16 protein-coding genes are annotated in these 20,412 nt (G+C 62.4%); 7 read left to right on the top strand and 9 right to left on the bottom strand.

What is annotated here, in order from left to right; all coding sequences use genetic code 11:
• The first annotated feature begins 8 nt into the window (after positions 1–8).
• Genes KKY_RS18080 through KKY_RS18070 form a run of 3 tightly spaced genes read left to right on the top strand, consistent with a single transcriptional unit; the run spans position 9 to position 2,496 of the window.
• Positions 9–1,142 (top strand): O-antigen ligase family protein, encoded by a 1,134-nt coding sequence (locus tag KKY_RS18080; protein ID WP_014132837.1) that lies wholly within the window; start codon positions 9–11, stop codon positions 1,140–1,142.
• Positions 1,139–2,146: an oxygen-dependent tRNA uridine(34) hydroxylase TrhO gene (trhO, locus tag KKY_RS18075; protein ID WP_014132836.1), complete on the top strand. Its 1,008-nt coding sequence runs from the start codon at positions 1,139–1,141 to the stop codon at positions 2,144–2,146. The genes KKY_RS18080 and trhO overlap by 4 nt, the downstream gene beginning before the upstream one ends.
• Before the next feature lie 2 nt (positions 2,147–2,148).
• Positions 2,149–2,496 carry a VOC family protein gene (locus KKY_RS18070; RefSeq protein WP_014132835.1) on the top strand — a complete coding sequence of 116 codons (348 nt, stop codon included), beginning with the start codon at positions 2,149–2,151 and terminating at the stop codon, positions 2,494–2,496.
• 116 nt (positions 2,497–2,612) lie between these two features.
• Here the strand turns inward: KKY_RS18070 and KKY_RS18065 are convergent, their stop codons facing one another.
• Positions 2,613–3,131, bottom strand: a complete 519-nt coding sequence (locus KKY_RS18065; protein ID WP_014132834.1) for a GNAT family N-acetyltransferase — start codon at positions 3,129–3,131, stop codon at positions 2,613–2,615.
• A gap of 87 nt (positions 3,132–3,218) precedes the next feature.
• Here KKY_RS18065 and KKY_RS18060 point away from each other — a divergent pair, with 87 nt between their 5' ends.
• The gene (locus KKY_RS18060; RefSeq protein ID WP_014132833.1) at positions 3,219–4,133 is read left to right on the top strand and encodes a LysR family transcriptional regulator; all 915 of its coding nucleotides are present in this window, start codon (positions 3,219–3,221) and stop codon (positions 4,131–4,133) included.
• On the opposite strand, the gene KKY_RS18055 is transcribed toward KKY_RS18060, so the two are convergent.
• Positions 4,130–4,894 carry an alpha/beta hydrolase gene (locus KKY_RS18055; protein ID WP_050811833.1) on the bottom strand — a complete coding sequence of 255 codons (765 nt, stop codon included), beginning with the start codon at positions 4,892–4,894 and terminating at the stop codon, positions 4,130–4,132. The two genes, KKY_RS18060 and KKY_RS18055, sit on opposite strands and share 4 nt — an antisense overlap.
• A 235-nt stretch (positions 4,895–5,129) precedes the next feature.
• Between KKY_RS18055 and infC the strand changes: the two genes are divergently transcribed.
• Positions 5,130–5,654, top strand: a complete 525-nt coding sequence (infC, locus tag KKY_RS18050) for a translation initiation factor IF-3 (RefSeq protein ID WP_041528889.1) — start codon at positions 5,130–5,132, stop codon at positions 5,652–5,654.
• A 266-nt stretch (positions 5,655–5,920) separates the two neighbouring features.
• Positions 5,921–8,251, top strand: a complete 2,331-nt coding sequence (locus tag KKY_RS19820; RefSeq protein ID WP_014132830.1) for a methyl-accepting chemotaxis protein — start codon at positions 5,921–5,923, stop codon at positions 8,249–8,251.
• A gap of 209 nt (positions 8,252–8,460) precedes the next feature.
• Here the strand turns inward: KKY_RS19820 and KKY_RS18040 are convergent, their stop codons facing one another.
• From KKY_RS18040 to KKY_RS20905, 5 genes are all read right to left on the bottom strand, one after another.
• Positions 8,461–9,354, bottom strand: a complete 894-nt coding sequence (locus KKY_RS18040) for a hypothetical protein (RefSeq protein WP_014132828.1) — start codon at positions 9,352–9,354, stop codon at positions 8,461–8,463.
• A 415-nt stretch (positions 9,355–9,769) separates the two neighbouring features.
• A complete protein-coding gene (locus KKY_RS18035; RefSeq protein WP_014132826.1) occupies positions 9,770–14,110 on the bottom strand; it encodes a translocation/assembly module TamB domain-containing protein in 4,341 nt (1,446 codons plus the stop codon).
• Positions 14,110–16,017: an autotransporter assembly complex protein TamA gene (locus KKY_RS18030; protein ID WP_014132825.1), complete on the bottom strand. Its 1,908-nt coding sequence runs from the start codon at positions 16,015–16,017 to the stop codon at positions 14,110–14,112. The genes KKY_RS18035 and KKY_RS18030 overlap by 1 nt, the downstream gene beginning before the upstream one ends.
• 165 nt (positions 16,018–16,182) lie before the next feature.
• Complete coding sequence (locus KKY_RS20910; protein WP_014132824.1) at positions 16,183–16,725, bottom strand: hypothetical protein; 543 nt, start codon at positions 16,723–16,725, stop codon at positions 16,183–16,185.
• A gap of 3 nt (positions 16,726–16,728) precedes the next feature.
• Complete coding sequence (locus KKY_RS20905) at positions 16,729–17,043, bottom strand: transglycosylase SLT domain-containing protein (RefSeq protein ID WP_014132823.1); 315 nt, start codon at positions 17,041–17,043, stop codon at positions 16,729–16,731.
• Positions 17,044–17,185: 142 nt separating this feature from the next.
• Here KKY_RS20905 and KKY_RS18020 point away from each other — a divergent pair, with 142 nt between their 5' ends.
• Positions 17,186–17,857: a pseudouridine synthase gene (locus tag KKY_RS18020; RefSeq protein WP_014132822.1), complete on the top strand. Its 672-nt coding sequence runs from the start codon at positions 17,186–17,188 to the stop codon at positions 17,855–17,857.
• A gap of 67 nt (positions 17,858–17,924) precedes the next feature.
• Here the strand turns inward: KKY_RS18020 and KKY_RS18015 are convergent, their stop codons facing one another.
• Positions 17,925–19,379: an aspartate kinase gene (locus tag KKY_RS18015; protein ID WP_014132821.1), complete on the bottom strand. Its 1,455-nt coding sequence runs from the start codon at positions 19,377–19,379 to the stop codon at positions 17,925–17,927.
• A 70-nt stretch (positions 19,380–19,449) separates the two neighbouring features.
• Positions 19,450–20,376, bottom strand: coding sequence for an ectoine hydroxylase (thpD, locus tag KKY_RS18010; RefSeq protein WP_014132820.1), 927 nt, complete (start codon positions 20,374–20,376; stop codon positions 19,450–19,452).
• Positions 20,377–20,412 lie beyond the last annotated feature (36 nt).

Here is a 20,412-nt window from a genome sequence, read left to right as displayed (position 1 = left end):
ACGCGACCATGTTCGAAGCGATACGCGCGACACTTTTGGTGTCCGGCCTGGTTTTTCCCGGCATTGCCGCCTATACCGCCGTTTATCTGACGCTGGCCTGTATGGCACTGTCTCTCCCTCGCGTCAGACCTGACACTCTGGATTCACGCGTTCTCCTCGGTCTGGCCGTGGGTCTGGCAACATTGTTCGTGTCGATACTTCTCAATGGTGGCGCGCCGGGCGACTGGACAGTATTGCTCATCTTGCTGCCCTTTGTCGGCGTTTTGCCCGTAGCGGCGATTCTTGATCGTGTCACGCCCATCCAGTTTGGCACGCTTTGCCTGATTGGAGCACTGGCGGCGGCCGCGGTCGGGGCAATCGACGTCTTTGCGCTTGAGGTCAGGCGCGCGGGTGGCGGCAACAACCCCATTCACTATGCAAGCCTTGCTACAATGCTTGGGTTCGTCAGCCTGATCGGCGCGGCTCACGCACGATCGACAGCACGATTTTTCTTCGTTCTCGGACCTGCGGCCGCGGTGGCGGCCGTTCTGCTTTCTGAATCACGCGGACCATTGTTGGCCGCATGTGTGCTGATGACCATCGCGCTCGTGGTCTTCTGGCGCGACCGCGCGATGTTCATGGCGCTACTCGCACTGCCAATGGCCGTTGCAATTGCGCTTGTCGCCTCGGGCGAGGGGCAAAGAGCTATGCTGTTGTTCTGGGACATCTTGAGCGAGCGCACACAAGAATCGAATGACCAGCGGTGGCTGATGTACAATGCGGCGCTGAAGATGTTCCTCCAGTCGCCCTTGTGGGGGCACGGATACGGTAGCTTCATGGAGACTGCTCGCGAACTGCTGCCAATCCGCGAGCGCTATGACAATCTGCACAGCGACATTGCCAATCTCGCAGCCGTTGGCGGGGTTCTCGGTATAGTCGCCTATTTTGGCCTCGTGTTCTCTCCCCTGCTTGCTCTCTTGTCCGCCGCGGCGAGATCGGATCGGGCGATCGTGTTTTTATCGCTGGCCCTAAGTGGCGGGAATGCAACGCTCGGGCTGACAAATGCAATCCTTGGCATATTGCCGCAAATGACGCTGCTCGTTCTGATGCTCGGCTATCTCGTCGCTCTTGAGAAGAGAGCCGAACCGGCACCCCCCCAATGACCGTCCCCACCATCAAAATCCTCGCGCTCTATAAATTCGTCGATCAGCCCGACTTTGAAACACTCAAGGCACCGCTGGCCGCGTTTTGCTGTGCGCGGGGAATCAGGGGGACGCTGCTTTTGGCGCCTGAGGGGATCAATGGGACAGTGGCGGGGACGCCCGGGGCGATCGATGAACTGGTGGCGTGGCTGAGCGACGGTAATATTTTCGGGGGGCGGTTCCGGGGGGCCGAGGTCAAGTATTCTTTCGCCGATACCCAGCCCTTCCATCGCATGAAGGTGCGGCTGAAAGCCGAGATCGTGACGCTGAGAGCACCCGAGGCCAATCCGGGGCGGCAGGTCGGGACCTATGTCGACCCGCAGGACTGGAACGATCTGATCGGCCGGGACGACGTGGTGGTCATCGATACGCGCAATGATTACGAGGTGGCTCTGGGGACGTTCCGGAACGCGAAAGACCCGCAGACATCGCGTTTCACCGAGTTCAAGGACTATGTGTCCGAAGCGCTCGACCCGCAAAAGCACAAGAAAATCGCCATGTTCTGCACCGGGGGCATACGGTGCGAAAAGGCCTCGTCCTACATGCTGGCGCAGGGATTTGAGGAGGTGTTTCACCTCAAGGGCGGCATCCTCAATTATCTCGAGCAGGTGCCCGAAGACAAAAGCCTTTGGGATGGGGAGTGCTTCGTTTTCGACGAGCGGGTCTCGGTGCGCCATAGGCTGGAAATCGGCGATGCGCAATTGTGCCGGGCCTGCCGGCAGCCCCTGACCCCGGCCGACAGGGAGCGTGAAGACTTCATCGAAGGGGTGCAATGCCACCATTGCGCCGGTGAGGAGAACGCGTCCAAGCGTGCGGCCGCGGCCGAGCGGCAAAGGCAGATCGAGCTGGCCGTGGCGCGCGGGGAAGCCCATATGGGCGAAGACGTCAGGAAAGCCGCAGAGGAGCGGCGGATGGCCAGCAAGGCGCGGCGCGAGGCGGATCGGGTCCGAAACCGAAAGGGATAGAGATGGCGGTCAAACGGATCGTTGCCAATATCGAGGGCTCGCCCGAAGCAGCGGCAGACTTTTACGGTGACCTGCTCGGGCTGGACATTCTGATGGACATGGGGTGGATCCGCACCTATGGCGCGGATGGGCAGATGTCGGTTCAGTTGAGCGTCATGTCAGAGGGCGGATCGGATACGCCTGTTCCCGACCTGTCCATCGAAGTCGACGATGTCGATACGGTGCTGGAAAAGGCGAAGGTGCTGGGCATTGCCATCGTCTATGGCCCGGCGGACGAACCCTGGGGCGTGCGGCGTTTTTACGTGCGCGATCCGTTCGGCAGGCTGGTCAATATTCTTTCGCACGTTTGAATCGGGATAAGCAGGGACAAGGCCCCCTCACCCGCCGCTTCGCGTCGACCTTTCCCGCAAGGGAGAGGTGAGACCACGGCGACGGTTCGAACATAGATCGCCTTGCGGCAGAGAGCCTACCAGCCGCGCGGCGGGGCGGGGTCGTCGTTGAGGATCAGGTACATATTGACCTGGTCGAGCCAGCGGCCGTGCTTGAAGCCCGATTGGGGCAGGACACCGAGCATCTCAAAGCCGTGCCGGGCGTGAAAGCGGATCGAACCTTCGTTCTTTGAATCGATGACACCGACCATGAGGTGAAAACCCTTGGCTTTCGCGTCATCGATCAGGGCCTCCATGAGCGCTGAGCCCACACCCCTGCCCTGCGCCTCGTCGCGCAGATAGATCGAGTGTTCGACGGTCTTTCTGTAACCCGAACGCGAGCGGTAGGTTCCGTAACTGCCATGGCCGAGAATGCGGCCATCCTCTTCGGCCACAAGCACCGTGAAGCCATTGGCGTTGCGGTCGTCGAGCCAGGCCTTGCGGTCGGCCAGTGTCTCCTCGGCCTCGCTCCAGATCGCGTCGAGACGCCTGATGGCATCGTTGTGGATATCGAGGATCTGGGGGAGATCGCTCTCGGTGGCGGGGCGAATGTTCATTGCAAGGATTGCGCCTGTTCAAATCGGAATAACTGATGATAAAATGAAATGATACAGAAATATCAATTCGATCAATAGAAATTCCTTATGGATATAGATCAACTCCGCACCTTCGACCGGATCGCGCGCGATCTGAGCTTTACCAAGGCCGCCGCCCGGCTCAATGTCACGCAGGCCACGGTTTCGATGCGCATGCGGGTACTCGAAGATTTCCTCGGTGTGCAGCTTTTTACGCGCGGACGCAAGGTGGCTCTGACCGATCAGGGCATGACGTTCCTGCCCTATGCGCGGCGCATTCTCAGCTCCGTGCAGGAAGGCCGTGAGGCCATGCGGCGGGTCGAGCGCGGCCGGATCACCGTGGCATCGCTACGCTCGATGGTAACGCCGCTGATTTCGGAAAGTCTGTTGCGGTTTCAGGAACGGCACCGGGAAGTCGATGTCATCGTGCGCGAGGGGCACCACAATCACGTGACCGCCATGCTGCACGACCGGGTGGCCGAACTTGGGATCATCGCCTGGCCCAATCTCGATCCGCTGGTGCCCGAAATCTATCCCATCGTCGTGATGCGCGAGCCCGTACCGTTGGTGCTGGCGCCGCATCTGGCGGCAAAGCTGCCTGCCAACCCAAGACTGGCCGACGTGCTGGACGTGGCGCCGCGGGTAATATCGCTGCGCTGGTGGCAGGGGGACCCCGAAGGGGCCACCGCATTGGTACGGCGCGCGCAGACAAGTGTTGAAATTCCCACCGGGCCGGCCCGGCGGTTGGCGCTGGCCGGAGAGGGGCTGGGCTTTTTCGTGCGCTCAACGGTGCGCCAGGAGATCGCGCGGGGCGAACTTGTCGAGATCGCGCCGCGCGACTTCACACCGCTGCATCGCGACATCGCCATCGTGGCGCTCTCGAAATCGGCGTTCGAGCGCGCGATGGTGCGCGATTTCGCGCGCGAAGTGGCCCGCGAGGCCGCAGCGCTGGGGACCATCATCGAGGACCGGCTGGACGCCTAGAGCAACCGCTGGACGGTCTGGCGCAGCAGGTCGAGGTCGCTGTCGCGCGACAGGCGATGATCGCCATCCGGGATGAGGGTGAAGGTGACCGGATCGGAAACGAGGTGGCTGACCAGCTTGAGGGCGTGGGCGGGGGGCACGTCGGTATCATGGCCGCCCTGCAGGATGGCGACGGGACAATGGGTGCGGATGGGGGCTCCGAACAGGAGATGGTTTTCTCCATCTTCGATCAAGGCACGGGTGAGGACATAGGGTTCATCGGAATAGTCCGAGGGCTGTTCCACCCTGCCCTTTTCCCAAAGGTCGAGCAATTCGGCGTCCGTGAAGGTCTCTCGCATCAAATCGCGTGTCATGTCGGCCGCCGGGGCGATCAGCACCATGGCCCGCACCCGGTCCTCGCCGCGCTGGCGCAAGGCGCGGTTGAGCAGGAGCGCGAGCCAGCCACCCATTGACGAGCCGACAACGATCTGGGGGCCCTTTGTGGTCTCGAATACGGCCAATGCCTCTTCAAGCCAGCGCGAAATCGTACCTTTGAGGAACGCGCCGCCGGACTGGCCGTGGCCGGAATAATCGAACCGGGTCACGGCAAGCCCATTTTCGGCACCGAATTCGTCGAGGGCACGGGCCTTGGAGCCCAGCATGTCCGACCGGAATCCGCCGAGCCAGAACAGCCCGGGCGCCTTGCCTGCCCGGAGCAGCATGGCAATCTCGCGGGTTTGCCCGCCCTGGCCCACAGCCAGTGTCGCGGTTTTGTCGATCATTGCATTTTCCGGCTCGGACACCATATCGGGGGTGTAGCCGCTGAGCCGCGGGACCGCAAGGCCGCTGCCTGCGCGACCCCCATGCAACCGGGGGCACGCCTCGGGCAATCGATACAGCTTTGCCTGTTGACTTTGTGCCCGTTTGCCAAGATTTTAGGCGCGTTGTGCCGGCCTGCGAGCAGGTGTGCGCAGCTATGGGAAACCGCTGAAAGGAAATTCTGCCATTCGTCGTCCGATGAGACCCGTGCAGCCCCAAAAAGACGGGCCGCGCTCCAACAATGAAATCAACGTCCCCGAAGTCCAGCTTATCAACGCCGAAGGCACCAATATCGGTGTCGTGCGGACGAGCGAAGCCATCGCCATGGCGATGGACGCGGGGATGGACCTGGTCGAGATTGCGCCCAATTCGACACCGCCGGTGTGCAAGATCCTCGATCTGGGCAAATTCAAATATGCCGCCCAGAAGAAGGCCGCCGAGGCCCGCAAGAAGCAAAAGGTGATCGAGGTCAAGGAGATCAAACTCCGACCCAATATCGACACCCATGACTATGACGTGAAGATGCGCGCACTGGAAAAGTTCATCGGCGAAGGCGACAAGGTGAAGGTCACCATGCGGTTTCGCGGGCGTGAAATGGCGCACCAGAACATCGGGCTCGAATTGCTCCACAAGGTCAAGGACCAGTTCGAGGAGATCACCAAGGTCGAATCCAACCCACGCGCCGAAGGGCGCCAGATGGTCATGGTGCTCGCGCCGCGCTGAGCCTCCATATCCCATCGTTCGCACATGCAAAGGTGGCCGCAGGGCCGCCTTTATTTTTGCGCCGCCGATCGTCACAGGGCCGTTGGCAAGTGCATACAAGGCGCATCGATCGGGCAGCGGGCAACGCGACGAGCCTAAAATTTGAGCAGCCGGACAATTAAGCGCGTGAAAGCGCCAGTTTGGGATTGAAATTGAGTCTTCATTAACCTCAGGCCCTCTTACTGTCCCCACGCGTTCGTCCCAGAAGGGAAAAGGGGGCTCGTCTCATGCTGTCCAGACTCAGCGTCGCGCAGCGCATCTATGCGTCGTTTGGCGCGATGATTGCGCTATTGGCCGCGATTGTCGCACTTGCCTATTTCGGTGTCAGTGCCGTATCGCAGACCTTCTCGGAATACCGGGTGGCGGCGCGGCAGACCGTCGCGATATCGGGCTTTGTCGAGCAGTTATCGGCGGCGCGGCTGGCCGATCTGGACTACCGGCTGGAAACCTCGGCGGAAACGGCCCAGACGCTGGCCGACCGCATAGCGGCCCTTCAGGCCAACGACCCCGAAGTGATGGCGCTCTTTACCGCAGATGCCGAAACGGAGGCGGCGATTGCCGCGTTCGCCAGTTCGGCGCAGGCTTATGAGGCCGCCTTTGTCGAAATGACGCAATTGCAGGCGCAAATCGACGCGGAGATTGTTCAATTGCGGGCGGTGGGCGACCAGTTGCGCACCGACGCGACGGCGGCCCTGCGTGCGGTGAGCGGCAATTTCAATGCCACCGGTTCGGCGGGCTTTGGCGTGCAATCGACGATATTGACACAATTGGAGGTCGAGCAGTTTCTTTTGACCGCCGATCCGGCGCGCCTGGAAGCGGCGGCCGAACATGCGGCTTTTGCCAAGGAAAACCTGCAAAAGCTGCACGACGCGGTGATCTCCAATTCCCAGAAGGCCACGGCCAATCGCATGATGGACGGGCTCGATGCCTATATGGCGCAGGCGACAAGCCTGGCTCAAGCGGTCCATGCGCGCAATGGAGTGATGAGTGACGAGCTGGACGTTCTCGGTCCGCAGATGGAGGAGGCGTTCGGCGCCATGCTGGCCTCGGTGCAGGCGCGGCAGGATGCGTTGGGGCCGAGCGGCGCTGCAATGGCGGCAACGACGCTCAACGCGGTTCTGATCGCCGGGATCGTCGCCCTGGTGTTCGGCACAGGGCTGGCCATTCTGATCGGCCGGGGGTTGTCGAGCACAATCAAGCAGATCGCCGGGCGCATGCGGCAACTGGCCGATGGCGATTTCGACCTCGAACTCGACCAGCAACAGCGCCATGAAGTCGGCCAGATGGTCGAGGCGCTCATGGTTTTTCGCGACAATGGCCGGGCCATGCGCGACATGGACAGCGAAAAGGCACGCCTGGCGGCAGAGGATGCGCAGGAACATCGCATCCGCGCCGATCTGCAGGCGCGTATCAAGGACGTGGTTTCGGCCGCCATGGCGGGGGATTTTTCCGGGCGGATCGACGTGCGCTACGAGGACCCCGAACTCGAGGGGTTTGCCCAAAGCGTCAATATGGTGATGGAAACGGTGGACCGGGGTCTCTCGGAGACCGGGCAGGTGCTTTCGGCCATGGCCGACGCCGATCTGTCGCTGCGGGTCAACGGCGCCTATGAGGGCGCATTTGCGCAGCTCAAGGACGACACAAATGCGATGGCCGAAACGTTTGCCGGGATCGTGGGCCGGCTCAAGGATACGTCCCGAGCGCTCAAGACCGCGACAGGCGAAATCCTTTCGGGTGCCAACGACCTTTCGGAACGCACGACGCGGCAGGCGGCGACCATCGAGGAGACCTCTGCCTCGATGGAGCAGCTCGCCGTTGCCGTAAATGGCAATGCGCAAAAGGCGCAGGATGCGCTCGACAAGACGCGCGCGGCATCGGACCTCGCCGAAAAGGGCGGCACGGTTATGGGCGCGGCCAATCAGGCCATGGAGCGCATCACCACCTCATCGGCCAAGGTTTCCGACATCATCAAGATGATCGACGATATCGCCTTCCAGACCAATCTTTTGGCGCTCAACGCTTCGGTGGAGGCGGCACGGGCCGGCGAGGCGGGCAAAGGGTTTGCCGTTGTCGCGGTCGAAGTGCGCCGGTTGGCGCAATCGGCGGCGCAGGCCTCCTCGGAGGTCAAGGTGCTGATCGAGGAAAGCGCCAGCGAAGTGGGCGGGGGCTCCAGACTTGTCGCGCAAGCCACCGAAACGCTGCGGGAAATCCGTGCGGCGGTGATCGAGAATGCCGAGATCATGGGCGGCATTTCAACGGCAAGCCGCGAACAGGCGGCGGCGATTTCCGAGGTGTCCTCCGCCGTGCGGCTGCTCGACGAGATGACCCAGCACAACGCGGCACTTGTGGAAGAGACCAACGCAACCATCGAGCAGACCGAAACGCAGGTGACGGCGCTGGACGGAATCGTTGCCCGGTTCACCATCGATGGGAACGCTATCAGCGATGATGCGATGTGGGATATCGACCAGAGGGCAGAAGGTTCCGCATCCTCCCCTCAGCCTCGCCGTACCTCCATGGGCAATACGGCGGTGGAAACGGATTGGTCCGAGTTCTAGAGCCGTTCAGGATTTGATTGAATCAAATCCTTGGCTCCAAGCCTTTGTTTTATCGCGTGTCCGAACCGCAAAACCGTTTCCATCCCCGATCGCGTCGAGGACATGCTTTTGCTGGACACGCTCTAGAATCATCGGCTGGCAACCGGGGAACCCCCAAATGAAAAGCCCCGCTCGAAGCGGGGCTTTTTGGTTTTCGGTGGTGGAGATCGTCACATGAGGGGCGAACCCCTGCGGGCAAAGAAGGGCGTCACCGTATGCGTGTCGCGATGGTTACCACCGGTGACAGCCGAAAACCAGGCTCCCGCAGCCCCGATGGCCAGCGATGCAGCGGTAAGAAAGGCACCGAGAATGCCAATGGTCCGGGCCTGCTCGGCGGCCGCGACGACGTCGTCCTGCACGCTCTGGGCCTGGGCGATGGTCTCGTCGACCCGCGCTTCGGCTTCGGCCTGATCGAGGTCGGTGCGCGCCGCGACCAGTTGGGCGAGGTAGGCACGGTCATCCTCGGAAACGCCTTCGCCGGTGACGCCATCGATCAGAATACGGCCGACTTCGTCGCGTGTTGCGGCAGCATCGCCTTCGGTCGTTGTCGCGGTGCGCAGCAGCCGATCGATGCTCGACTGGAACGGACCGGATTCATCGCTGATCGCCTGTCCGGCCGCCGCGCCCGCGCCCTGCGCGGCGCCGCCGACGGCAGCGCCCAGGCTGTTGGCGACGGTGCCGATCCCGCCAAAGGCGAGTATGGCGGCAAAGACGACGGCGGTTGCCCAGACAAGAAGGCCGTGGAAGCCATCGCGAATGTCGGATTCGTCCTCGGTCGCATCATAATTGCGCCGGCGCATGCGGCCCGTGAGGTAGCCACCGATCATCAATGCGGACACCTGTACCCAGATGACCCAGATGGCCATGGCGATGGCGATCCAGAACAGGGATACGCCTTCGCGACCGAACGGATCGGTCATGGTCAACCCGATCGCCGAGCCGAAGGCGAGCATGACAAAGGATATGGCGGCGGCCACGATGCCGCCCGCCAGAATGGCCGGCCAATCGACATAGGATGAGGTTTCCTGTGTGCCTGCCGGCTCGCTGGGTGTTATTGTGGTCATGGGCTATGTCCTTGGTGACGGGCGCTCAGGCGAGGCCGATGAAGGACAGGATGGCCATAACCACGACCACGAGGCCGACGAGGTAGATGATGGAATTCATTGGTGTTCTCCGTCTATGTTGCCCGCGCACGGTCGGGGAAATCATCGTCGAATGGGAAGTTGCGTTCGTATCTAGAGCACGAAAATCAGGAGCAGGATGACAAGCGGCAAGGGGATGCCGATCATCCAGAGCAGTAGTCCTTTGAACATGGAACCGTTTCCCTCACTGCACTTACGCGTGCGGTTGTTTGTCGTGAGGGATAAGAGTCAGGGGCGAAGGTTGGTTCCACCGCCTGTCTTGGCGCGACCGCAAACCGGCTGCAATCAAGGCGACCGCCGCGCCATGAACGCAGCCCCGTTCACGATCGGAGAACCGTCAGTAATCCTGTTCGTAGAACAGGCCGACACCGGAATTGCCCGTGGTGCTGGTGGTCCCGCGCGCCCGGAGCTGTTCGGTGATGTCGAGGTCGATGGTGACCCGGCTTTCCCCGGCCCCGGCCTCGACGCCGAGATATATGTTGTCGTCGATATAGGCGCCGGCACGCACGCCGACATTGCCTTCGGAGTCCGTGACGATGTCGAGGTCGTCGAGCCCCGCCGCCGCGCGCAACGAGCCCAGGAGCGAACCCGAACCGCTGCCGCCACCGGCCAGTTCGGCTGCTGCCGCAGCCAGTTGGGCCAGTTGCAGCGGGGAAAGTTCACCCACGCCACGATCAAAGATCAGCCGCGCCAGAACTTCGTCCTGGGGCAGCATGGGATCGGACGAGAAGGTTACCTCGGGCGATGATGCACGACCCGAAACCGTAACGATGACCGTGATGTCATTGCCCTGGGTGCGGGCGACAAGGTTGATGAAGGGGTCGAGATCGCCAATCAGGGTGACGGTGCCTTCGTCGAAATCGATACGCTGGCCAAGGATCGAAAGGCGGCCCCGGATCAGTTCGAGCCCGCCGACGGGCTGGATATCGGCGACATTGCCATTGATCTGCACGGCACCACCCACTTCGGCATCGAGACCGCGCCCGCGGATGAACACCTGATTGGGCGCCGAAATCGTGATGGCGAGTTCAAGCGGCACGCCGGCGGTCGTGGTGCTCGACGCACGCTGGTCGATGCGGGCCCGCGCCAGCGTCGCGGCGACCGGCGAAGGGGGACGGACATGATCGACGTCGATGACGCTCACGGCACCGCCGAAGCCATCGGGAACGGTGATGTCGGCGCGCTCGATGTCGATATTGCCGGCAAGCCCCCCGCCATTGGCGATGGGGCCGGAGAGCCGCAGATCGCCGTTGAGCGTAGCGACCACGAGATTGCCATCGGCATAGCGCGCCTGATCGAAAGTGATGGCGATATCGGAAGTGAAACCTGCATTGAGACCGACAAAACCGGAAGCCGAAACCGAGCCGCCCGTGGCGAGATTGGCGGTGAGCGTGTTGATGGTCATGCGGTCTGCATTGAGCGAAGCGTTGCCGGTGATGCCGACCAGCCGAAGTGCAAGTCCGGGATCGATGAATTCACCATTGGCGACCGAGACGGTGCCTGAAAACTGCGGATCGTCGATACGACCTGTCACCCGGGCGTCCAGATTTGCCGTGCCTGAAATCTGCGCGCCGCGATCGGCCACGAAGCGGTTGGCGAGCGCGAGCGGGGCCGAGCCGTTGACAGCGATATTGAGGCCCGTTCCTTCAAGCGGAATGGTGCCCTGTGCGGTGGCGCTGAGGCCGCCCGAACCGTTGGCGCGGGCCTGCGAGAGCGTGACGGTGTTATCGGCAAAACTGCCCTGAGCCGAAACCGTGAGCGGGGCGATGCCGAATTCGGAGATCGCGGCGGCGTTGATGCCGTTGGCCTCAACCGAGAAGCTGGCGCGCGGATCGCTGGCTTCGCCCGAGATTTGCGCGGTGCCCGAAACCGTTCCGGCCAACCCAAGATCTGGAACAATGGTGTTGGCGATATTGAGCGGGAAAGCTGTGACATCAAGCGCGATGTCGAGAGTTTGCCCGGCGCTGCCCGTCGCCGTGATGCGGCCGGAGCCTACAGCCAGTTCGATCCCGGAGAACGAAACCGTCTCATCGGCGACGGTCAGTTCGGCGGGTTGGGCAAGGCTTGCGGAAAGCTGGCCCTGGGCGAGCCGGAAATCGTCAAGCGCGACGCGGTATCCATCGGCAATGGGTTCGAGCAAGCCGGCCAAAGTCACTTCGGTCCCCGCGTTGAGGGACGCATCGCCCGAAAACCGGGTGGTCTCCTGGCTGGCGGTGGCGGTGAGCGAAACGGTTTGCACATTGGTGCCTGCCGCAACAATATCGGCGCCGTTGATCGATCCGTCGATGACCGGGACGCCGAACAGGTCGGTAATCGTCGCTTCGACATCGGCCGAGCCGATTGTGATATCGTTGAACCTCACCGCGTTGAGCGAGGCGGCAATTTCCGCACTCTGGCTTTCACCTTCGCGATCAAGGGCGATATCGGCATGGGCAGCGCCGCTGGCGTCGACCAGCGCAAGCGCGGCGGCGGTTTCGATATTGGGGGCATCAAGGGTCAACCGGCCATCGAGCAGGCCGTCGGCAAAGCGGGTGAGATTGCCCGAAAGCGCCGTGCCGGGGGCCTCGAACGCAATGTCGGACAGGCGCAGACGCTCGGCATTGTTGTCGATGTCGCTTGAGAGGGTGACGCGGAACCCGTCGAGCGCTGCGGCGCCGGAGAGGGCACCGACGAGCCCCTCTTCGCTCGACGTGCCGTCAAAGCCGATATTGGCGTTGCGCAGCGTGCGACCGCCGAGCGTGCCTTCGGGGATGTCGATGTCGGCGGGCAAAGCGATATTGCCTTCGGCGCCCTGCGCCGTGCCCGTTGCGGTGAGGCGCCCCGACATCTCGGGATTGATCAGGGCCAGATCGGCCAGTGCCAGATCGAAGGAGAAATCGGCAGTGCCGGTGGCGTAAGTGCCGTCGGCGACCATCTCGACCTGCTCGTTGGCGATGCGGAAGGTTTCGGCTTCGAGCCCGGCTTCGCTGCGCGCCACGCGGCCCGTCAGCGCAACGGTGCCGTCGAGCAAATTGTCGGCGATGTCGTCGTCGACAGAAAGATCGGTGCCAGTGCCATCGAGGGTGAGATTGAACCCGCCGCTCAGAGGTGAGATGGTGCCGTTTGCGGCGAGCGCAATGGCGCCGGACAACTCACGTTCGGCGAGGCCGGAAAAGGGCGCGATGGACTCGGTGGTGAGTGCGAGATCGCCGGTAAAGACATTGTCCTCGATCTGGCCGGCGGCTTCGAAATTGAGCGCCTGGGCGACGAGGCGAAGCTGGGCAAGCGTTATGGGCTGGCCCGCCTCCCACATGCCCGCGAGGCCGAACCCGATCGATGATCCCAGTGCCTGGGAAATTTCTTCCGACGCCGCCGTGACGCCCTCGAGCATGCCATCGCCGTTGAAGGTCACGCGGCGGTTGGCCGGATCGTCGAGATCGGCGGCGACCCCGGAGATGTCGAGCACCAGGCTTTGCGCTGCGAAGTCGGGTGTCTCAAAGCCAACCATTTCAAGGCGTCCCGACCATTGGTCGGACCCCTCACCGCCATAATCGACCGCGAAACCGGCGCGCTCGATACGGGTGGAGGCGCCGGGCACCGGCAGAGTGACCGTGTCGCCCGAAACCGGGGCAATTTCGCCGCTCATATCGAGCCGGCTCAAAAAGCCGTCCGCCGTGGTGGCGGCATTGGCCAGAAGCGACAGCTCGCCGCCCGAGAGCGAAAGATCGGAAATTTCAAAGCCACCGGCGTCGCGCATCAGCGCGTCGAGTGAAAGCGTGGTCTGTTCGCCAAAGAAGTCACGGTAGGCTGCGGGCAGGACTGTGGACAATGGGCCGCCCAAATCGGCGGCGATGGCCAACCCCTGGGTAGTCTGATCGAGCGTGCCCTCTCCGGTCAGGATGCGGTTGCCATCGGCATCAAAAGTCAGATCGATATCGAGATCGTCGATGGGACCGGCACCCTGCAGGCCCAGGGCGATTTCCGGGCGCCCCTCGATATTGAGGAGGTTGGCGACGATACCGTCTTCCGGTTCGACGAGTTCTAGCCCGAGATCGATTTCGCGCGTGTCATTGGCGTATTGCAGATCAAGATCGAGCGTGCCGCCGGGTCCATCGAGGCGTTCGATGTCGAGTACGGCATCTATGGCACCGCCATCGAGCGTCATCGATCCGGCCAGCGAGATTTCCGAGCCCAGCCCAAAGACCTGTTCACCAAACCGCACATTGGGGACCGAGAGGTTCTCCAAAATTACCGCGACGGGCAATTCGGGAACCGAGAACCCGCCCGCCTCGGGGGACGGGGCGGTGGGCGCTTCAGTGGACACCGGGTTGCGGATATAGGCAATTGAATCGGCGGAAAGCGACTGGATTTCCAACCGCCCGAACAGCAGCGCGCCCTGGTTCCACTGCAATTGCGCGTTCTCGACGATCAGCCAGATGCCTTCGGTATCGGAAATGGTGATCTGGTCGATCGAGGCGTTGGACGAGAGCGCGCCATCGATGCCGTTGAGCCTGATCTGACGGTCGGGCGTGGAGATCTGGTTTTCCACGAAACCGACAAGCGCCCCGCGCTGCTCGGTTTCGTTGAGCTGAGTGGCGCGGGCCAGCATGTCCATCAGGCTTTCGCGCTCGGCTTCCTGGGCCATGGCCGGGACCGGCATGGCGAGCGAGACAACAGCGATTGCCGCAAGAACACGCATCAGAACGATTGTCCTATACCGACATAGAGCGCGTAATCGGGATCGCCCGGGCTCTTGTTCAAGGGTACGGCGACGTCGAGCCGCAAGGGTCCGAGCGCGGTATAATAGCGGATGCCCACACCAGCTCCGAGGCGCAACTGGTCGAGGCCGGGGAATGTATCGGCGGCGACATAGCCGCCATCGACAAAGGCGACGGCGCCGAACTGGTCGTTGAAGCGCACGCGGCCTTCCACCGAGGCTTCGAGGAGATAGCGTCCCCCCGTCACATTGCCCATGCCGTCATCGACGCCGATGGAGCGATAGGCATAGCCGCGCACCGAGCCGCCACCGCCGGCAAAAAACAGCAGGTCGGGGGGAATTTCGGCCAGCGACGGGCCCGCCACAGCGCCCGCCTTGACGCGGCCGGCAAGGACATAGTTGGCGTCCTCGTCGAAGGCGAAATAGGCGCGGCCTTCGAGCGTCGCGCGGGCGAGGAAATTTTCATACTCGAACTCATAGAGCGGATCGACATTGGCTTCGAGATAGAACCCTTCGGTCGGGTCGAGATCGGAATCGCGATTGTCGAACACGCCGCGCCCATAGAGACCGGCCGTCGTGAAATTGCGGTTTCCGAAGGTCGCGTCGTCCTCGAAATAGGAATGCTGGAACTGCAGCCCGAGCCCCCCGGAAATGTCGTCGGTAAAGAGCTGTTCGATGCCCAGACGGCCCTGGACGGAGGTTTCTGTATAGAGCGGCAGGACGGAGCGATCGGCGCTGAGCGAAGCAACGAGATCGGTCTCGGGGGTGAAAATGCCCGGTTTGGTGAAGGTGCCGCCGAAGGCATAATCGAACTCTGCGGTATCGATGGGGAAACTGATGCCGGCGACGCGGGCATCGAGACGCAGACGCTCGGCCTCGCCGAACAGATTGCGGTGCAGCCAATAGCCTTCGACGCCCAGACCGTCGAGCGTGCCATAGCTCGCGCCGATGCCGAAGCGGCGCAAAGCCTGTTCCTGCACGATGATCTGATAGGGCAACTGCCCGTTGGGTTGAACCTGCTCGGCAGCCTCGATGCGCATCGAGCGGAATACGCCCAGCCGGGTCAGGCGCTCGCGGGCCCGTTCGATATCGTCGGGGTCATATTCAGCCCCCTGGACCAGGCCGGTCTGACGCACGATGAAGGCCGGGCTCATATTTTGTGTGCCCTGGACCCCGATGGAGCCAATGGCGGCGTAGGCGCCCGGATCGACCACTATGGAAACTTCGAGCGTGCGGCTGGGATGGTCGGCAACCACATCGCGCGATGCGATCTGCGCCTTGGGATACCCCAGTTGCCGCCAGGCTTCGACGAGGCGCTGTTCGGTCTGGGCGATGATGGTGGCGCGCGCCACCTGGCCGGTCACGAACCCGATTTCGGAAGGCGCCTCGACCCTATCGGCTTCGAGAACAGGCATGGGCGCCCGATTGGTGACGCGCAGCGGGCCGAAGACAAATTGAGGACCGGGATCAACCGTAACCCTGATCTGGCTGGGTTCGGGGAGGCTGGCATCGGGCGGTATCGAGGAAGCCTCGCGGCCATTGACCAGTATGGAGACCGAGCCCCCGTAATAACCCAGATTGTAGAGCGCTCCGATCATGCGGGCATAATCGCCGCGCGCCTTGGCCAGAAGTCCGGGCACGCCGGATGCGGGCTGGTCGCGGTCGCCCCAGAGATTGGAGGCACCGCGCAGCGCGGCATCCACATCGCCCTCCGTGCCGGTCTCGAAGGTCAGATCATAGGTGCGCGGATCGCCGATCACAGCGTCGGCGTCTTGCGCTTCCGAGCCGAAGAACTGGATGCCGAACAGCTCGAATCCATAGACCGGACCGGCAAGAAGCGTACCGGCCACACAAAAGGCGATCAGGCTATGGCGCTTATTGGCTTTCACGGTTGGTACGCAATCCACACTATCCATTCCGCCGAACCGGAGAGCCGAGTTGAGGGCTCGATCGCTCCAATTTGACCAAAATCCTAGCACAACGGGGGTTAACGGCAACCCCGCCGATCCCGGAGCGAGGACGATTGGGTTCGCAGTGTCGCGAACCGGGCACGGTCAGCGCTGGGGGCTGGCCAGAGAATCGAGCAGCGCAAATGTATCGCCGACAAGATCAAGGGAGGGCCGCAACTGTGTTTCGGCTCCCGGCGCCAGCATGGGCTGAGGCACGTCGCTGGAGGCGCGATACTGGGCGTAGGCCAGGCGCTCGGGTTCGGGCTCGACCGTCTCACCCTGCGGACGTGCGGGGACAGTTGCTGGTGCCTGAGCAGCGGCAATGGCAACCAGCGCATCGGTTTGCGAGGGCGCGGGCTCTTCGAGTTCCAGCCCCATTGGGCGTGACGGCGGCAAAAAGCCCAGCGGAGTGCTTTCGAACGCGGCCTCCACCGTGTCGGCCGCGGCAATTTCGACCGTTTCGACGACATCGGCGACGGGCGGCGGCGTTATGGCGGCGCCCACCGGCTCGGCGGCCGTGGGCGGCAGCGGAGCGACCGGGCTCGCGGGACCGGGACGCAGGCCCGTTTCCTCGAGCAGGCCGGCGGCCTTGGCTTCGTAATAATAGCCCTTTGCGTAGAGCTGGACGGCGCGGTCATGGCTGGCCATTGCCTATTTGACGGCGTAGATAAGGTTGGTTTCGGCGTTGAGCAGATCGGAGGGCTGACCGCGAAAGCCCATGGTGCGGGCCGTCTCGGGCAAAATCTGCATCAACCCGTAATAGGGCCCGTTGCGCGCCGCGGGATTGAAGGTGCTCTCACGGTTGATCACACGACGGACCAGTTCGAGCGGAACGCCGTAATGTTGGGCGTAATACTGGGCGAGAACCTCGACTTCGGCACGGGTGTGGCTCTGCGCGTTGGCAGGCACGGCCGACAACCCCAGAACGAGGACGGCAAACAGCGCGATCAGCCGTTTTGCAAGCATGAGACCCGAAATAGAAATTGAACCCTGAGCAGCGCGCATAGCACACACTTCACAATAATGGGAGCGGATGTGGCAAATTGTGGGCCACAATGGGGCGAGCGGGTAACTTTTCGGGCGGACCCAATGCTGATAGAGCATCGCCATGCTCAATCCCATGCCCAAGACCTTCAGCTACCGGCCACCCACCGACCCCTGGCTCGACATCCTCCACGAGGATGCCGACATCGTGGTGTTCAACAAGCCCTCGGGCCTATTGAGCGTGCCGGGCAAGGACCCGGCGCTGTTCGACAGCCTGCAAAGCCGGGCGCTGGAGCGGTTTCCGGGCGCAGGAACGATCCACAGACTCGACAAGGACACTTCGGGCATCATCGTGATGGCCAGGCACAAGGGCGCGCACGGCCATATCGGCAAGCAGTTCGAATATCGCCAAACGACGAAATTTTATATCGCGCGGGTCTGGGGCCATGTGGCCGAGGACGAAGGGCTCGTCGATCTGCCGCTGGCGACGGACTGGGAGAACAAGCCGCGCCAGGAGGTCAACCATGCGCGCGGCCGGGCCAGCCAGACGCGCTGGGAAGTCATAGGGCGCGAGGATGGCGCAACCCGGCTCAAACTGATCCCGATCACGGGGCGCACGCATCAATTGCGGGTGCATATGAAAGAGATCGGGCATCCGATCCTTGGCGATGAATTCTATGCGACCGGGGAGGCGCTTGCCGCTGCCGACCGGCTGCAATTACACGCGGCCGAACTCGGATTCAGGCATCCCAGCGGGGGAGAACCCGTGGTGTTTCGGTCCGAACCGCCTTTTTAAGGAAAGAAAAAAGCCGGCCCCCCGGGAGGGGACCGGCCTGTCGTCGCGATGCCATCGGAGGCATCCATCAGGCAACGCGACGAATGTCTGCCCGCGCCTTGCGCTCGGCGCGCTCTTCCACGAGCCCTCTGTGGAGCGCGATGATCGCGGCGTCGAAATCCTTTTCTTCCACCAGCACCTGCAGGTCGACCTTGCGGATCATGTCGGTCAAACCGATCGGTTCGATCCCCGCCTCGTCGAGCGCGGCAATGGCACGCGGCAGGATGCGGACGCCGCCCAGGTCGCGGCCGATGGCCGAAACCATCGCCAGCTTGCGCAGGGTGGTTGTGGCCGTGGGGAAGGCCTGGGCCAGATCGGTCTCGACCCGCTTGATCGCCTTCATCGAGCCCTTGAGATAATGGGTGATGGTATTGGCGTTCGAGGTCTTGGAGATGATCCAGACCTTGTGGCGCGTCAGGGATTCGAGGATCTTTGTGTCGTAACCCTTCACCCCGACCATGTCCTGATCGTAGAATTCGAGCGCGAACACGCCCTTCAGACCGGTAATGATTTCGGCGCCCGGCGTCCTGGGTTCGAGATCGCTCATGATCACCGTGCCGGGGTGATCGGGTTCGAACGCGTTCGTCACGCGCAGGGGAATGCCGGCCTGGCGCAGCGATTTGGCCGCGCGGGGGTGGATGGCTTCCATGCCCATGTTGGAGAGCTGGTCGGCGACGTCGTAATTGGTCTCGCCGATCACCTGCACCTTGTCGGAACCGACAAGTTTGGGATCGGCCGAGGACAGGTGGAATTCCTTGTGGATGATCGCTTCCTTTGCGCCGGTCACCACCGCAACGCGGGACAGGGTCACTTCGGAATAGCCGCGGTCATAGGTTTTCATGAGCTGTTCGGCGCACTGGGCATAGCCGGTGACGATGGGCAACTCGGTGGCGAAATCGACGCCGGAAAACTGGCGCGCGATATGTTCGTCGAGCGGCAATTCGCCATCCTGACGCCAGCCGGTCAGATCGATGAAGCGGGCATTGACCCCGTTCTGGTTGAGCAGCAGGGCGGTATTGAAAGCCGATTGCGCTTCGCCCAGAGCCGAGAGCATTTCGCGCACAGTGAGAAGATGGGCTTCGAGCTGGAAATGGCCGAACGAGCACAGGCGCGAAAGGTCGATCAGACACGAGCGCACGCCTTCGATCCGCTCGCGGATAAATTTGTCGGCCTGCTCGCGCGTTGCGGCGTCGGGGAAGATTTCGGCGTTCTTCTCGACCATTTTCGAGGCAACAGAAGAGAGCGCATCGCCCCATTGCCAGCCGCTTTCCGCGCTGGCGAACAGCGCATAAACGCCGGGCTCGTCGGATTTTTTGTGTTCGAGCAGGGCGTCGGTCATGCCGCCATAGGCGGACACGACGAAAATGCGATTATAGAGCTCAGGGCCCTTCCTGTCGCCGACGAGCACGGTGCGCAAAAGCTCCTGGCTGCGCGACATCGACGTGCCACCGATCTTTTCGACTGTATGGGTCTTGGCTGTCACTTGTTCCCTCCAAATGGTCGGGTGCCCGGCGGGAGTTTGTCCCGCCGGATGGTTCATGGCCCGCCAGGGGCTATTCGAGTTTGCCCGAAACGATTTCGAAGGGACCCTTGGGGTCGCGGTTCGAAAGGAAGTCAGGGCGGGGCTTATTGGCCGCGAACGGTTCTTCGACGCGGTTGGACCATGCGTTATAGACAAAGAACGCGTTGGAGCGCGGGAACGGGGTGATGTTGCCGTTCGAGCCGTGCATGGTGTTGCATTCGAACAGGATCACCGTTCCGGCCTTGCCCGACGCGTATTCGATGCCGAACTTTTCAGCCAGATCGGACAGAGCCTTATGGCTGGGGACGCCCACTTCCTGCTTTTTGAGCGAGGATTTATGGTTGTCGTCCGGTGTCTCGCCCGCGCAGGACACGTAATGCTTGTGCGAGCCGGGCATGAGCATAAGCGGCCCATTCAGCGCATCATTGTCGGTCAAAAGGATCGAGGCGGAAATGGCCCGCATGCGCGGCATGCCGTCCTCGGCGTGCCAGGTCTCGAAGTCAGAGTGCCAGTAGAACTCCTTGCCGGTAAAGCCGGGCTTATAGTTCAGGCGGCTCTGGTGCAGATAGAGATCGTCATCGAGCAGGAAACGAATTTTTCCGGCAATCCGCTCGTCACGGGCAACGCGGTTGAACAGCGCGCTCTCGTCCTCAAGACGGAAAATGGTGCGCACCGCATCCGAGTCGGGTTCGGTCACCACATTATCGGAGTTGAGGCCTGCCTCGCCGGACCGCAGGCGGCGCGATTCAGCCTGGAGCTTGGCCACCTCGGCGGGGGAAAACACGTTGTTGAGGACCAGAAAGCCATTCTTGTCGAATTCTTCGGTCTGAGCGCGGGTCAGCGGCGCCTGGGGCGTCCAGTTGCCCCAGAATACCGGGTCCTTGCGCTCGAGCCAGTTTTCTTCGGCAAGTCGTGTGGGATAGGCGTCCGATCGGGTGTGAACTGCAGAGAGTGTCATTGCTTCCTCTACTCCTTGGTTCGGGGTTTGTGGGTG

The sequence above is a fragment of the Pelagibacterium halotolerans B2 genome, assembly GCF_000230555.1.
GTDB classification, from domain to species: domain Bacteria; phylum Pseudomonadota; class Alphaproteobacteria; order Rhizobiales; family Devosiaceae; genus Pelagibacterium; species Pelagibacterium halotolerans.
Note: the sequence above shows the minus strand (reverse complement) of the source record. Positions and strands in the feature narration are given on the sequence as shown.

Coding starts and splice junctions, on each gene's coding strand:
- KKY_RS18065 (WP_014132834.1), bottom strand. CDS start 3,131: ATGAACATTCGCCCCGCCACCGAGAGCGATCTCCCCCAGATCCTCGAT.
- KKY_RS18055 (WP_050811833.1), bottom strand. CDS start 4,894: ATGATCGACAAAACCGCGACACTGGCTGTGGGCCAGGGCGGGCAAACC.
- KKY_RS18035 (WP_014132826.1), bottom strand. CDS start 14,110: ATGCGTGTTCTTGCGGCAATCGCTGTTGTCTCGCTCGCCATGCCGGTC.
- KKY_RS18070 (WP_014132835.1), top strand. CDS start 2,149: ATGGCGGTCAAACGGATCGTTGCCAATATCGAGGGCTCGCCCGAAGCA.
- trhO (WP_014132836.1), top strand. CDS start 1,139: ATGACCGTCCCCACCATCAAAATCCTCGCGCTCTATAAATTCGTCGAT.
- thpD (WP_014132820.1), bottom strand. CDS start 20,376: ATGACACTCTCTGCAGTTCACACCCGATCGGACGCCTATCCCACACGA.
- KKY_RS18020 (WP_014132822.1), top strand. CDS start 17,186: ATGCTCAATCCCATGCCCAAGACCTTCAGCTACCGGCCACCCACCGAC.
- KKY_RS20905 (WP_014132823.1), bottom strand. CDS start 17,043: ATGCTTGCAAAACGGCTGATCGCGCTGTTTGCCGTCCTCGTTCTGGGG.
- KKY_RS20910 (WP_014132824.1), bottom strand. CDS start 16,725: ATGGCCAGCCATGACCGCGCCGTCCAGCTCTACGCAAAGGGCTATTAT.
- KKY_RS18060 (WP_014132833.1), top strand. CDS start 3,219: ATGGATATAGATCAACTCCGCACCTTCGACCGGATCGCGCGCGATCTG.
- KKY_RS18040 (WP_014132828.1), bottom strand. CDS start 9,354: ATGACCACAATAACACCCAGCGAGCCGGCAGGCACACAGGAAACCTCA.
- infC (WP_041528889.1), top strand. CDS start 5,130: ATGAGACCCGTGCAGCCCCAAAAAGACGGGCCGCGCTCCAACAATGAA.
- KKY_RS19820 (WP_014132830.1), top strand. CDS start 5,921: ATGCTGTCCAGACTCAGCGTCGCGCAGCGCATCTATGCGTCGTTTGGC.
- KKY_RS18080 (WP_014132837.1), top strand. CDS start 9: ATGTTCGAAGCGATACGCGCGACACTTTTGGTGTCCGGCCTGGTTTTT.